Raw genomic sequence first — 13,038 nt, 5'->3', positions numbered from 1 at the left:
ATGCCGGCACGAGTGCCCGACCGCCGCTTCGAGGGCCGGGTCGCGGTCGTGACCGGTGCGGCGGGCGGAATCGGCTCCGGCATCGTCCGCCGGCTCGCCGCCGAGGGCGCGCGGATCGTCGCGACCGACCGCGCGGACGGGCTCGACGAGACCGTCGCCAAGGAAGTCGGCGACGGCGCCGGGGACTGGGTCACTGTGGCGGCGGACCTGTCGTCGAGCGAGGGCGCCGAACAGGTCGTCGCGACCGCGATCGACCGGTTCGGACGCCTTGACGTCCTGGTCAACAACGCGGGCGGCGGCATCATCAAGCCGTTCCTGGACCACACGCCCGAGACGATGCGCGAGACCGTCGACCGCAATCTGTGGACGACCGTGCACTGCTGCCGCGCGGCGCTGCCCCACATGGTCGCGGCGGGCTACGGGCGGATCGTCAACGTCGGCGCCGACTCCGTCCGCAACGGGCTGTACGAGCACGCGATGTACAACGCGGCCAAGGGCGGCGTGCACGGCCTGACCACCGGGCTCGCCCGGGAGTTCGCGCAGGCCGGGATCACGGTCAACACCGTCGCGCCCACCGGCACCGACACCCCGACCGTGCTGTCGCGGCCGCCGGACGCGGTGGAGCGCTACCGCAAGACCGCCGCGCTCATCCCGATCGGCCGGTTCGCGACCGTCGAGGAGGTCGCCTCCGCCGTCGCCTACCTCGCCGCCGAGGAGGCCGGGTTCGTCACCGGCCAGGTCGTCAGCGTCAACGGCGGCACGGCGATGCTCTGACCGCCCGACCGAGATCAGGAGAACACCCATGACCCACCTCATCCCCTGGCGCCTCGGCTACGTCGCCCTGGAGGTCACCGACCTCGGCGAGGCGGAGGACTTCTGGACGCGGATCGCCGGCCTCGCCGTCAGCGAGCGCTCCGATGACGCCGTGCACCTGCGCGGCGGTACGGACCACCACTGGATCGTGCTGCACCGCGCGGAGCGCCCCGGACTGCGCCGGATGGCGTTCGAGCTGCGCGAGTACGGGGACCTGCAGCGCTACGCCGCGCGGCTCGAGGACGAGAAGATCCCCTTCACCCGGCACGAGGGCGCCTGGAGCGGTCCCGCGATCCGCTTCCGGGACCCGTCCGGCTACGAGGTCGAACTCGTCACCGGGCTCGGCCACGTCCCGAACAGGCCCGCCGGCTGGTTCAGCCCGCAGGAGCTGCTGCACGCGGTCGTCGCCGTCACCGACCTGGAGGAGTCCTTCGACTTCTACACCCGGATCCTCGGCTTCCGCGAGTCCGACCGGGTGATCGGCCGGACGATCTTCCTGCGCGGCGGGATCGGCTACCACCACGCCCTGGTGCTCGGCGGCGGCCGCGGCGAACCGCACCTGGACCACGTCTGCTTCCTGATGCCGGACCTGGACGACCTGATGCGGGCCCGCGCGTCCCTGCTGGAGAACGGCGGGGAGCTGGACCGGGACCTGCTGCGGCACCCCACGTCCGGCTCGATGGGGTTCTACGCCAAGGCGGTGCCCGCGCCGACCACCCTGGAGTGCTGCGTCGACCACGCCCGCATCACCGACCCGGACTACCGCCCGCGCGCCCTGACCGCCGGCCGGTGGACGTCCAACGTGTGGCTTCCCCCGAAGCGGTGAGCATGCTCGACGTCCACACCCACATCCTGCCCGAGGCCGTCCCGGGCCCTCCGTCGGAGGCCGCCCGGCGCGCCGGGTGGCCGGTCGTCGAGCGGGACGGGGACCGGCGCCGCGTCCTGCAGGACGGGGCCCTGGTGCGGACCCTGACCCCGCCCGGCTGGGACGCCGGCGCCAGGCTGGCCGAGATGGACGCGGCGGGCGTCGGCGGGCAGGTGCTGATGCCCGTCCCGTTCACCTTCCTGTACGAGGCGGATCCGGCGGTCACCGACCGGCTCGCGCGCGAACAGAACGAGGCGATCGCGGCCCTCTGCGCGGCCCACCCGGACCGCTTCACCGGGCTGGGGACGGTCGCCCTGCAGGACACCGACCGGGCCGTCGCCGAACTGAGGCGGGTCATGGGGCCGCTCGGGCTGGCCGGGGTGGAGATCGGCACGCACGCGGCGGGGACACCGCTGCACGATCCGCGGCTCGCACCGTTCTTCGCCGCCGCCGAGGAACTCGGCGCGGCGGTCTTCGTCCATCCCGCGAGCCCGCTGGCCCCCGACCGCACCGCCCACAACGGCCTGGCCTTCGGGTTGGCGCGGCCCGTCGAGACGACGCTCGCCGCCGGGTCCCTCGTGCACGGCGGAGTGCTCGTCCGGCATCCGCGGCTGCGCGTCTGCCTCGCGCACGGCGGCGGTTGCACCGCCATGCTCGCGGGGCGCTGGCAGCAGGGCTGGGAGCGGCTTCCCCGCCCGGACGCCCTGGCCGCGGCGTCCCCGCGCGAACTGCTCGGCCGGATGTGGGCCGACACCCTCACCTACGACCCGGACGCGCTCGGCCTGGCCGCCCGCGTCTTCGGCCCCGGGCGGCTGGTGCTCGGCACCGACTACCCGTTCGCCTCCGCCGAGCGCCCGCCCGGCGCGGCCGTGGGACGGGCGGTGCGCGACGGCGCGCTGCCCGGCCACGACGCCGGCTGGCCGGCGGCGCTCGCCCGCAACGCCCGGTGCTTCCTGACCGGCGAACCGCCCCTGGAGAGAGAAGGACTGACCGATGTTCCTCGATGACGACCACAAGGCGTTCCGCGACGCCGTCGCCCGGATGGCCGCCGACCACGTCGCGCCGATCGCCGACGAGCTCGACCGCACCGACGAGTTCCCCAAGCACCTCGTCGAGGTCTTCGCCGAGATGGGGCTTGTCCAGCTGGCCGTCCCGGAGGAGTACGGCGGGCCGGGCGCCGACCTGCTGTCGCACTGCATCGCGCGGGAGGAGGTCGCGGCGGCCGGCTCCATGGCGCTCGCGCAGCTCGCCGGGCAGAACAGCATCGTCGTGCGCGCCCTGATGGACTCCGGCACCGCGGAGCTGAAGCGGCGGATCCTGCCGCAGCTCGCCGAGGGGACGAAGCTCACCTGCATCGCCATCACCGAGCCGGAGGCCGGATCCGATCCCGCGCTGATGCAGACGAGGGCGCGCAAGGACGGCTCGTCCTGGGTGCTCAACGGCCGCAAGTCGTTCATCACCTGGGGCAGCGTCGCCGACCTGGCCGTCGTGTTCGCCCGCACCAACGACGAGCCCCGCTCCCGGGGCATCAGCGCGTTCCTCGTCGAGACCGGGTCGCCGGGCTGGATCGTGGACCGGCACAACGACAAGATGGGCCAGCACGGCGTCCCCAACAACGAGATCCTCCTCGAGGACCTGCGGGTGCCCGCCGAGAACATGATCGGCGAGGAGGGCCGGGGGTTCCGGGCCGCCATGGAGGCGCTGCACCAGAACCGCCCGACCGTCGCCGGCCTCGGCGTAGGCGGCGCCCGCGCCGCCTACGAGTACGCCCTCGGCTACGCCAAGCAGCGCCAGCAAGGGGGCCGGCCCATCCTCGACTACCAGGGCATGCGCTGGAAGTTCGCCGAGATGGCGACGCAGATCCAGGCGGCCCGCGCGCTGGTGTGGGACTGCGCCACCGCCTACGACACCGGCGCGTCCGCGTCCGACCGCGCCCGGCTGTCCTCGATGGCCAAGCTGTTCGCGGGCGAGACGGCGCTCACGGTCACCAACACCGCGCTCCAGGTCCTCGGCGGCCACGGCTACATGAAGGACCACCCCGTCGAGCGCTACGTGCGCGACGCCAGGCTCGTCTCCATCTACGAGGGCACCAGCGAGATCCAGCGCAACGTCGTCGCCCGCGAGGTACTGCGCTGATCCCCCCGTCCCGCGGCGGGCGGCACGGCCACATCACGGAGGAGCCCACATGACACCGGAGCAGAGCCTGACCGGGCTCAAGGTCGCCGACTTCACCGGCATGATGGCCGGGCCCTACTGCACCCGGCTGCTGGCCGACTGCGGCGCCGAGGTGTGGAAGATCGAGCCCCCGGGCGGCGACCACATCCGCCGCCGCCGACCGCTGCGGGACGGGCACAGCGCCTACTTCGGCCACCTCAACGCCGGCAAGCGCAGCATCGCGCTCGACCTGCGCACCGCCGGGGGAGCGGCGGCCGCGCGGGACCTGGTCGCCCGGGCCGACGCGCTGGTGGAGAGCGGGCGCCCGGGCGTGATGGACCGGCTCGGGCTCGGGTACCGGGAGTGCGCGCGGCTGAACCCGCGGCTGGTGTACGTCTCGATCTCCGGATACGGCCAGACCGGGCCGCGCAGCGCACGGCCGGCGTACGCCCCGATCATCGGCGCGGACTCCGGCTACGACCTCGCGATGCTGAGCCACCAGCGCGGCCTGGACGGACCGCTCACCACCGGCCTGTTCGTCGCGGACGTGCTCGGCGGGGCCCTCGCCTTCGGCGCGCTGCTCGCGGCGCTGCGCGGACGCGACACGACCGGCCGCGGTTCGCACGTCGACGTGCCGCTGCTGGACGGGATGCTCTCCCTGCTCGTCTACGAGACCCAGGCGGCGCAGTGGCCGGAGCTGGTCTCGCCGCGCCCGCTGTACCGGCCGTCGGCGACGCTGGACGGGCACGTCGTCGTCGCGCCCATCTCGGAGAAGATCTTCGCGGCGTTCGCCGCGGCGATCGGCCGCTCCGACCTGCTCACCGACCCGCGGTTCGCCGAGGTCGGCGAGCGCGAACGGAACTGGGGCCCGCTCAGCGAGGTGATCGACGCCTGGGCGGCGTCCCGCACCTGCGAGGAGGCCGAGCGCGAGATGGCGGCCGCCGGGGTGCCCTGCGCCCGCTACCGGACCGTCGCCGACAACCTCGCCGACCCCGGCCTGCGCGAGCGGGGGACGTTCCGCGCCGCCGTCGACGCGGCGGGGGAGTACCTGGTCACGGCGGCGCCCTTCCGCGCCGCCGGGCCGGCGTCCGGATCCGGCCGGAAGACGCCGCCGCTGGCCGTCCCCGGGCTCGGCGCCGACACCCGCGACCTGCTCGCCCGGGTCGCCGGCTACTCCGGCTCCCGGATCGACGAGCTGGTCGCGGACGGCGCCGCGGTGGAACCCGCGATCGGCTCCTGAGCGCCGTGCGCCGGCAGTAGCATTGGAACGACCATTGAACCTCGCGCCGCCGGCCGGCGGCCCTCAGGAGCCGACCATGCCCCAGGGCGACACGCCCCCCGCCACGTCGCTGTTCCGCCCCGCGCGCCCGCGCCGGGCCTTCGACGAGATCATCGGCCAGATCCGCGCACTGATCGAGAACGGCGAGCTCAAGCCCGGTGACCGGCTGCCGTCGGAGCGGGTGCTCGCCGAGCAGTTCGCGGTGAGCCGCAACACCGTCCGCGAGGCGCTGCGCATGCTGGAGATCTCGGGCCTGGTGCTGCTCAAGCGCGGCGCCACCGGCGGGGCGTTCATCTCCCGCGCCGACAGCTCGGTGGTGACCAGCAGCCTCACCGACGCGCTGCGGCTCACCGACTTCTCGCTCGCCGACGTCACCGACGCGACCCGCCGCATCTCGACCGTGGTGGCCGTCGCCGCCTGCGAGACGATCACCGACGAGAACCTGGCGGAGCTGGAGGCCAACGTCGCGGAGGCCGCCAAGCTCGTCGAGGCCGGCGAATGGGAGCGCAAGGCCGAGGTCAACCTGGAGTTCCAGCGGCTGCTCGCCCGGGCCACCGGCAACCCCGTCCTCGTCATCATCATGGACTCGCTGCTGGGCGTGCTGCGCGAGGTCATCCGGAACGTCGGACCGCGGCAGGACGACTTCACGCTGCGCTCGCGGCGCCGGCTGCTCAAGCACCTGGCCGCCCGCGACGCCGACGGCGCCGCCGCCGAGATCGAGCACTACCTCGACCGCCTGCACGCGCTCTGGCTCGACGGCTCGCCGGCCGAGCCGGAGCCGTCCGGCGAGCGGGACGGTGCGGCGGACTGAGCCGCCCGCCGCTGAGCCCGCCCACCAGTGAGGGAGCCACCGACGTGCCCGCAGAGCCGATCTTCCGGCCGGCCAAGCCGCGCCGCGCCTTCGACGAGATCATCGCGCAGATCCGCGACCTGCTGCAGCGCGGTGAGCTGAAGCCCGGTGACCGGCTGCCGTCCGAGCGGGTGCTCGCCGAGCAGTTCGCGGTGAGCCGCAACACCGTCCGCGAGGCGCTGCGCATGCTGGAGATCTCCGGGCTCATCACCCTGAAGAAGGGCGCGACCGGCGGCGCCTTCATCTCCCGCGCCGACTTCTCCGTGGTGGCGCGCAGCCTGTCCGACACGCTCTCGCTGACCGACTTCTCGCTGGCCGACGCCACCGAGGCCCGCCTGTGGGTCGAGTCGATCGTCGTGCGGGTCGCCTGCGAGCGGATGACCGAGGAGCAGCTCGCCGCCCTGGAGGACAACGTCAAGGTGGCGGCCAAGCTCACCGACGAGCAGGACTGGGAGCGCAAGGCGCTCGTCCATCTGGAGTTCCACAACCTGCTCGCCGACGCCACCGGGAACCCGCTGATCGCCATCATGATGCGGTCGCTGATGGAGATGATGCGCGAGATCGTCCTCAGCGTCGGCCCGACGCAGGGCGACTTCATGCTGCGGTCGCGCCGCAGGCTGCTGGCCAGGTTCCGGCAGCGCGACGCCGACGGCGCCGTCCTGGAGATGGAGCGCTACCTCAAGCGGCTCCACAAGCTGTGGCTCAGCGGGTCCTACCCCGGCTCGCGGACGGCGGGCGCGGCCCCCTCCGCGTTGTAGGCCGCCGTGAGGTCCGGCGCACGCCGGGCCCAGTCGGTGACCTGCTGGTAGGCGTGCCCGAGCCGCAGCACCTCCGGCTCGCTGAACGGAGGGCCGATGATCTGCAGGCCGACCGGCAGCCGTTCCCGGGTGAACCCGCACGGGACCGACAGCGAAGGGAACCCGGTGAAGTCGGCCGGGAAGTTCAGCCGGGCGTTCGCCGTCAGCACGGGCTCGGTGCGGCCGTCCGGAAAGCGCACGGTGTTCTCCCCGTATCGGGCCGCCGGTGCGGCCACCGCCGGCGCGACCAGGAGGTCCACCTGGCCGAACAAGCCGCGCCACCGCCGGACGACCTCGGTGCGCAGCCGCTGCGCCGTGACGTAGTCGGTGGCCGGGATGAGCCGCGCCGCCGCGAGCGTCGCCGTCAGGCCCTCGCCGTAGCCGCTGCCGGGCCGGTGCGGGCGGTCTCCGTGGAAGGCGGCCGCCTCGGCCGCCAGGATCGTCATGTGCGCGGCGAAGATGGCCTCGGCCATCGGCGGGACGACCTCGCGGACGCGTGCGCCGGCGTCCCGCAGCGCCGCGATCGCCTCGCGGACGCGCGCCTCCACGTCGGGGTGGCAGTCGTCGAAGAAGAACGCGGACGGTACGCCCAGCGTGAGCCCGGCGGCCCCGCGGTGCAGCCGCGCGGTGAAGTCGGGCGCCGCCGCGTCCGCGCAGGCCGGGTCGTGCGGGTCGGGCCCGGCCACGGCGTTCATCACCAGGGCGACGTCCTCGGCGGTCCGTGCGATCGGCCCCGCGTGGTCCTGCGACCAGGCGAGCGGGACGACGCCGCGCGTGGAGACCCGCCCGTAGGTCGGCTTCAGGCCGCTGACCCCGCAGTGCGCGGCGGGTCCGCGGATCGAGCCGCCGGTGTCGGTCCCCATGCTCACCGGGCCCATGCGGGCCGCGACGGCCGCGGCGGAACCGCCGCTGGAGCCGCCCGGAACATGCCGCAGCGTCCAGGGGTTGCGGGTGCCCGGAGTGGTCGAGCCGAGCGCGAACTCGTGCGTGCGCACCCTGCCGAAGAGGACGGCTCCCGCGCGGGTGAGCCGCTCGGTCACGGCGGCATCGGCGGTGGCGACATGCCCGTCCCGGGCCCGGGATCCGGCGCCCGTGCGCAGCCCAGCGATGTCGTAGAGGTCCTTCAGGGTGACCGGAACGCCGTGGAGAGGCCCGCGGGGTCCCGCCCGGACGATCTCCTCCTGCGCCTGCCGTGCCGCGGCGCGGGCCCGGTCCTCCATCAGCTCGACGAAGGCGCCGACTGATCCGTCGACCGCCGCGACGCGGGCGAGGACGGACTCGAGCAGCTCCACCGGTGACAGTTCCCGGGCGGCGATGGAGGCCGCGGCCTCGGCCAATGCCAGCTCGAACGGCTCCACCCCGTCACCGCTGCCAGGGGGCGAAGACCGTGGCGGGCGGGGTGTCGCCGAGATCGAGCCGTGCCAGCCGCTCGGCGCAGCGACGGAACATGGCGCGCGCCTCGGCCGCCGGCTTCGGATCGCCGGGAGGGTGGTCGATCCCCGCGGCGCGCAGCAGGGCCGCGAGGTCCTCATCGGCGGATGCGGCCGCCCTGGCACGTCCGCCTGCGATGTGCGAGTCGGTCATGATACTCCTGTTATTGGTTGATCCTTTGATATCCAGCGAGAGAGGCTCCGATGTCCGACACGCTGACCCGGCTGGAAGCCGGTGTGCTGACGCTGACCTTCGACCGCCCGTCCAGCCGCAACGCGATGACGCCGGCCATGTACGAGGCCGTCCACGAGGCGTGCGAGCGCGCCGACGGCGACGAGGCGGTCCGCGTCCTGGTGCTGCGCGGCGCCGGGACGGACGCGTTCGTCAGCGGAACCGACATCACCTGGTTCACCGGCTTCACCGGCGCGGACGACGGCGTCGCCTACGAGGCCGCCGTGACCCGCGTCCTGCACCGGCTGCAGGACGTCCGGGTGCCGACGCTCGCCGTCGTCCGCGGCTACTGCCTGGGCGGCGGGCTGGCCCTCGCCGCCGCCTGCGACCTGCGGGCGGCCACCCCGTCGGCGCGCTTCGGGGCACCGATCGCCCGCACGCTCGGCAACTGCCTCTCGCCTGACACGCATACGCTGCTCCTGCACCACTTCGGTCCCGGCCGCTGCTCGGACATGCTGTTGAACGCGCGCCTGTTCACCGGGCGCGAGGCCGAGGCCATCGGGTTCGTGCAGCGCCTCGCCGGCGACGGCGAGCTGGAGGCGGAGGTGGACCGGCTCGTCGACGGGCTCCGCTCGCATGCCCCGCTGACGATGTGGGCCGCCAAGACGACGCAGCGGAGGCTGCTCCGGCAGAACGTGCCGGACGGCACCGACATCATCGCCCGCGTCTACGGCAGCGCCGACTTCCGCGCCGGCGCCGAGGCGTTCGTCCGCAAGGAGAAGCCCCGCTGGACCGGCGCCTGACCCCGGTCCGCGCCGCGGCGGACCAGGGTACAGGCGCCGGGCGCGGTCAGCCGCCGTCGGCCTGGCCGGGCGTGCGGTACTCGGCGGCCGCCTTCGCGGTGTACAGGTCCTTGGTGAGCAGCCTCAGCCCGCCGGGCTGCTTCGCGTCCGGCCGTGAGATGTACACCGACCGGGACGGCGGGGCGCCGACCTGGCTGTAGTCGAGGGTCGGCAGGAGCCCGCCGGTGTCGACCGCCGAGGAGGCCCGCAGCGCCTTCTCCACGTTCGCCCGCGTCAGGTCGCCCGACGCGCACGCCTTCTTGAGGACCTCGGTGTAGACCTGCGCGGCCGCCCAGCCGACGTTGATGCCGTCCTCGCCGGACTTGATCCCCTGCGGCCTGGCCTTGTCGAACTGCTGCTGGATGTCCTTGGCGACCGGGTTGTCCGCCCCGAACGGCAGGCGGGAGCTGGCCAGGTAGAACTGCTTCTGCAGGGCATCGGCCGCCGGTGTCTTCAGCAGCTGGGGCAGGAAGGCCGCGCTGTTGCCGAGGATCGGCACCCGCCAGCCGCTCGACGACGTCACCGAGGCCACCGAGGCCGCCTGCGTCGGCAGCGTGCTCAGCATGATGGCCTTCACCTTCTGCGACTGCAGGCCGCGGACCTGGCGGGTCAGGTCCGACTCCGCCGGGTCGACCTGTACCGGCACCAGCTTCAGCCCGAACTTCGACGCCGCGAATTTCGCTCCGCGCAGCGCGTTCTCCCCGTAGCTGCCCTGCCAGTAGATGTGGCCGAGGGTGTCGCCCTTGCGCAGGATCTTCTGGTCCACCAGGTAGCCGATCCCGCTGATCGTCTCGAGATCGTAGGGCGTCCCGTAGACGAGCACGTCGGGCGAGGTCAGCGAGTTGGAGTCCCAGCCCAGCACACCCGTCACCGCGTGATCGCTCTGGATCTTGCTCTTCAGCGCCTCGAACTGCGGCGAGCCCAGCAGCGACAGGTAGCCCAGCACGTTCGGGGTGGTCTTGCGGTACAGGCTGATGGCCTTCTGGACGTCGTAGCCGTGATCCTCGACGGTCAGCTCGATCTTGCGCCCGCAGACGCCGCCGGAGGAGTTCAGCCGGTCCAGGTACATCCGGCTGCCGGCCAGGTCGACCCGGCCCTGGCCGGAGATCGCCCCCGACAGGTCGGTCAGATACCCAAGCTTGATCGTCTTCGCGGTGACGCCCGGTCCGGTCCCGCCCTGGTCTCCTCCCGGCGGGCTGGTGCTGCAAGCCGCCGCCGCGGCCACGGCGAGAGCGGTCAGGACGGCGGCTTTCGCCGGTCCGCCCGCGCGCAGGTGTCTCATGCTCGGATCCTTTCGGTGGGCCCGGAGGCCGGGGTGGGGACCGCGGAGGCGGCCGGGTCGCCGCTCTTCGCGCGGCGCGAACGCAGGAGCGGGCCGGGGCGGCGCGCCCCGGCGATGAGGATGACGATGATCAGGGCGCCGAACACGAACTGCGACAGCACGCCGGTGTCGAGCCCGCCGTCGCCCGCCGTGGAGGTGAACGGGATGTGCTCGGAGTACTCGGCGAGCAGCAGCGGGATCCCGGTGACGACGAACGCGCCCGCCACCGCGCCCCGGGCGGAGCCCATCCCGCCGATGACGATCATCGCGAGGTACTGGACGGACAGCGTCAGGCTGAAGTACTCGGGCACGACGTGCTGGAAGAGCAGCCCGAGCAGGACGCCCGCGATGCCGGCGTAGACCGAGGACAGGGTGAACGCCAGCGACTTGTACCGCTGGACGTGGACGCCCGCCGCGGCGGCCGCCGCCTCGCTGTCGCGGATCGTCCGCAGCCCGCGGCCCACCCGGCTGCGCAGCACGTTGCGCATGAAGACGTACGCCAGCACCAGGACGACCATGACGAGGTACCAGAGCCGGTCGAACGCGCCGAACGGCTTGCCCAGGACGTACAGGTAGGGGCTCTGGTCGCCGAAGTGGAAGCCGAGGAGGTCGAACTCGGGGATGTCCCGCCCGTAGGCCCCGCCGGTGAGCGTTCGCGCGCCGGCGAGCACCTGCTTGCAGACGATGATCAGCGCCAGCGACGCCAGGCCCAGGTAGATGCCGCGCACCCGCGCGGCGACCGGGCTGAACAGCAGGCCCGCGACGCCCGCCGCGGCCACCGCGAGCAGCGCGGCGACCGGAGTCGGCAGCCCGACGCTGCCCGTTCCGGCGTCACCGGTGCCGGGCCCGAGGTAGGCGTACCCGTAGGCGCCGACGGCCAGGAAGAAGCCGTGCGCCAGCGACAGCTGGCCGTTGACGCCCACCAGCAGGTTCAGCCCGATGGCGCCCACCGCGGCGGCACCGGAGAACAGGATGAGCTGCTGCCAGAAGTCCGGGAGGACGAGCGGCGCGGCGAGCAGGACGACGGCCAGGACGGTCAGGGCCGCGGCACCGGTGGCGCGATGACCGGAGAGCCGGGCCCACGGGGTGGTGTGCACGGAGTCCTCCTCCGTTGGATGGGGCAGGGGGGAAGCGGCGTCCGGGCTCATATGCGGTAGAGCGGGCGTTTGCCGAACAGCCCGTGCGGCCGCCACAGCAGGATCACGACCATCAGGACCCAGGGCGCCACGGTGTCGAAGCCGTTCCCGAGAAAGCCGAGCCGGTCGTGGTACCCCGACACCAGGGACTGCGACAGCCCGACGAGCAGGCCGCCCGCCACGGCGCCGCCGACCGAGTCCAGGCCGCCGATCACCGCGGCGGGGAACGCCAGGATCGCGATCTCGCTCGTCCCGACGACCAGGCCCGCGCTCGGGTAGGTGGTGAGGAACAGCCCGGCGACCGCCGCGAACACGCCGCCGAGGATCCACGCCGAGTCCGACACCCGGCGCAGCCGGGCCCCGACCATGCTCGCGATCTCCGGGTCCTCGGCGGTCGCCCGCGCCGACAGGCCCATCATCGTGTAGCGGTTGACCAGCATGAACCCGCCGATGATCAGCACCGAGACGAGCAGCGCGCACAGCCGCGACACCGGCAGCCGCAGCCCGCCCGCGCTGAGCGTCGCGTCTCCCCACGGGGCGCCGGACGACATGATGTTGGCGCCGAGCCGGCGGGTCAGCTCGGCGGTGAGGATCACGTTGAGCCCGATCGTGATGATGCCGCGCACGTCGGTGCCGGCGTCCCGCGTCGGCACCATCGTGATCCGGTTGACCAGCAGGCCGAACACCGCCGACACCAGGATTCCGGCGGCCACGGCGCCGCCGAAGCCGAGCTTGGAGTGCAGGCTCGCGATGACGAACGTGCCGAGCACGAGCATCGATCCGTGCGCGAAGTTCGCGGTCTTCGTGCCCCGGAAGATGACGACGAAGCCGATCGAGATCAGCGCGTAGACGAGTCCCAGCGACAACCCGTCGACCAGGAGGTTCACAAGATGCATGGGATGCCCTTCCGCCTCAGGCGGTCTCGGTGCTCGGGACGTTCGGGGCCGCGGCGCCGGACGGGTCGTCCTCGCCGAGGTAGGCGGCGATGACCGCGGGATCCGCGCGGATCTCGTCCGGGGCGCCCCGCGCGATCACCTCGCCGAAGTCCAGGACGGTGACCGCGTCGGCGAGGCCCAGCACGAAGCGCACGTCGTGCTCGATCAGCAGGACCGTCAGGCCCAGCGACGCGTGCACGGTCCGGATCAGCTCCGCCATGGCGTCGATCTCACCGGCCGTCATGCCCGCCACCGGCTCGTCCAGGAGCAGCAGCCGGACGTCGCCCGCGAGCGCACGCGCGATCTCGACGCGCTTGCGGGTGCCGTACGGCAGCGGCCCGCACGGCCGGTGCAGCAGCGGCCCGAGCCCGACCAGCTCGGCCATCTCCGCGCAGCGCTCGCGCGCCGCGCGCTCCTCGGCCCGGGGGGCCGGGCGCCCCCCCC

General features: G+C 73.5%; 14 protein-coding genes. 8 read left to right on the top strand and 6 right to left on the bottom strand.

What is annotated here, in order from left to right; all coding sequences use genetic code 11:
- The 7 genes from F8568_RS24580 (at position 1) to F8568_RS24550 (ending at position 6,719) form a co-directional block, all read left to right on the top strand.
- Entirely contained in the window at positions 1 to 774 is a 774-nt protein-coding gene (locus F8568_RS24580; RefSeq protein WP_151596050.1) for an SDR family oxidoreductase, read from the top strand.
- Between the two features lie 28 nt (positions 775 to 802).
- Positions 803 to 1,639 carry a VOC family protein gene (locus F8568_RS24575; RefSeq protein WP_151596049.1) on the top strand — a complete coding sequence of 279 codons (837 nt, stop codon included), beginning with the start codon at positions 803 to 805 and terminating at the stop codon, positions 1,637 to 1,639.
- Positions 1,618 to 2,685, top strand: coding sequence for an amidohydrolase family protein (locus tag F8568_RS24570; protein ID WP_151596048.1), 1,068 nt, complete (start codon positions 1,618 to 1,620; stop codon positions 2,683 to 2,685). Before F8568_RS24575 ends, F8568_RS24570 begins: the two co-directional genes overlap by 22 nt.
- Positions 2,672 to 3,814 (top strand): acyl-CoA dehydrogenase family protein, encoded by a 1,143-nt coding sequence (locus tag F8568_RS24565; RefSeq protein ID WP_151596047.1) that lies wholly within the window; start codon positions 2,672 to 2,674, stop codon positions 3,812 to 3,814. Before F8568_RS24570 ends, F8568_RS24565 begins: the two co-directional genes overlap by 14 nt.
- Positions 3,815 to 3,863: 49 nt before the next feature.
- Entirely contained in the window at positions 3,864 to 5,072 is a 1,209-nt protein-coding gene (locus tag F8568_RS24560; protein WP_151596046.1) for a CaiB/BaiF CoA transferase family protein, read from the top strand.
- A gap of 76 nt (positions 5,073 to 5,148) precedes the next feature.
- The gene (locus F8568_RS24555) at positions 5,149 to 5,922 is read left to right on the top strand and encodes a FadR/GntR family transcriptional regulator (protein ID WP_151596045.1); all 774 of its coding nucleotides are present in this window, start codon (positions 5,149 to 5,151) and stop codon (positions 5,920 to 5,922) included.
- A 44-nt stretch (positions 5,923 to 5,966) separates the two neighbouring features.
- A complete protein-coding gene (locus F8568_RS24550) occupies positions 5,967 to 6,719 on the top strand; it encodes a FadR/GntR family transcriptional regulator (RefSeq protein WP_151596044.1) in 753 nt (250 codons plus the stop codon).
- Here the strand turns inward: F8568_RS24550 and F8568_RS24545 are convergent.
- Positions 6,674 to 8,116, bottom strand: a complete 1,443-nt coding sequence (locus F8568_RS24545; RefSeq protein ID WP_151596043.1) for an amidase — start codon at positions 8,114 to 8,116, stop codon at positions 6,674 to 6,676. The genes F8568_RS24550 and F8568_RS24545 overlap by 46 nt on opposite strands.
- A 4-nt stretch (positions 8,117 to 8,120) precedes the next feature.
- Positions 8,121 to 8,342 (bottom strand): hypothetical protein, encoded by a 222-nt coding sequence (locus F8568_RS48525; protein WP_151596042.1) that lies wholly within the window; start codon positions 8,340 to 8,342, stop codon positions 8,121 to 8,123.
- Positions 8,343 to 8,392: 50 nt separating this feature from the next.
- Here F8568_RS48525 and F8568_RS24535 point away from each other — a divergent pair, with 50 nt between their 5' ends.
- Positions 8,393 to 9,163: an enoyl-CoA hydratase gene (locus tag F8568_RS24535; RefSeq protein ID WP_151596041.1), complete on the top strand. Its 771-nt coding sequence runs from the start codon at positions 8,393 to 8,395 to the stop codon at positions 9,161 to 9,163.
- 46 nt (positions 9,164 to 9,209) lie between these two features.
- Here the strand turns inward: F8568_RS24535 and F8568_RS24530 are convergent, their stop codons facing one another.
- The 4 genes from F8568_RS24530 to F8568_RS24515 form a co-directional block, all read right to left on the bottom strand.
- Positions 9,210 to 10,484 (bottom strand): ABC transporter substrate-binding protein, encoded by a 1,275-nt coding sequence (locus F8568_RS24530; protein ID WP_151596040.1) that lies wholly within the window; start codon positions 10,482 to 10,484, stop codon positions 9,210 to 9,212.
- Entirely contained in the window at positions 10,481 to 11,620 is a 1,140-nt protein-coding gene (locus tag F8568_RS24525) for a branched-chain amino acid ABC transporter permease (protein WP_202125295.1), read from the bottom strand. The genes F8568_RS24530 and F8568_RS24525 overlap by 4 nt, the downstream gene beginning before the upstream one ends.
- Before the next feature lie 47 nt (positions 11,621 to 11,667).
- Complete coding sequence (locus F8568_RS24520) at positions 11,668 to 12,555, bottom strand: branched-chain amino acid ABC transporter permease (RefSeq protein WP_151596038.1); 888 nt, start codon at positions 12,553 to 12,555, stop codon at positions 11,668 to 11,670.
- Between the two features lie 16 nt (positions 12,556 to 12,571).
- A partial coding sequence (locus tag F8568_RS24515; RefSeq protein WP_151596037.1) for an ABC transporter ATP-binding protein C-terminal domain-containing protein occupies positions 12,572 to 13,038 on the bottom strand: 467 nt, incomplete at its 5' end.

Source organism: Actinomadura physcomitrii (genome assembly GCF_008923205.2).
GTDB lineage: Bacteria > Actinomycetota > Actinomycetes > Streptosporangiales > Streptosporangiaceae > Spirillospora > Spirillospora physcomitrii.
This window is presented reverse-complemented; position numbering and strand designations above follow the sequence as displayed.

Excerpts from the sequence above, each read along its gene's own strand:
- F8568_RS24560 (WP_151596046.1), top strand. The coding sequence starts at position 3,864 with ATGACACCGGAGCAGAGCCTGACCGGGCTCAAGGTCGCCGACTTCACC.
- F8568_RS24520 (WP_151596038.1), bottom strand. The coding sequence starts at position 12,555 with ATGCATCTTGTGAACCTCCTGGTCGACGGGTTGTCGCTGGGACTCGTC.
- F8568_RS24535 (WP_151596041.1), top strand. The coding sequence starts at position 8,393 with ATGTCCGACACGCTGACCCGGCTGGAAGCCGGTGTGCTGACGCTGACC.
- F8568_RS24565 (WP_151596047.1), top strand. The coding sequence starts at position 2,672 with ATGTTCCTCGATGACGACCACAAGGCGTTCCGCGACGCCGTCGCCCGG.
- F8568_RS24555 (WP_151596045.1), top strand. The coding sequence starts at position 5,149 with ATGCCCCAGGGCGACACGCCCCCCGCCACGTCGCTGTTCCGCCCCGCG.
- F8568_RS24530 (WP_151596040.1), bottom strand. The coding sequence starts at position 10,484 with ATGAGACACCTGCGCGCGGGCGGACCGGCGAAAGCCGCCGTCCTGACC.
- F8568_RS24575 (WP_151596049.1), top strand. The coding sequence starts at position 803 with ATGACCCACCTCATCCCCTGGCGCCTCGGCTACGTCGCCCTGGAGGTC.
- F8568_RS48525 (WP_151596042.1), bottom strand. The coding sequence starts at position 8,342 with ATGACCGACTCGCACATCGCAGGCGGACGTGCCAGGGCGGCCGCATCC.
- F8568_RS24580 (WP_151596050.1), top strand. The coding sequence starts at position 1 with ATGCCGGCACGAGTGCCCGACCGCCGCTTCGAGGGCCGGGTCGCGGTC.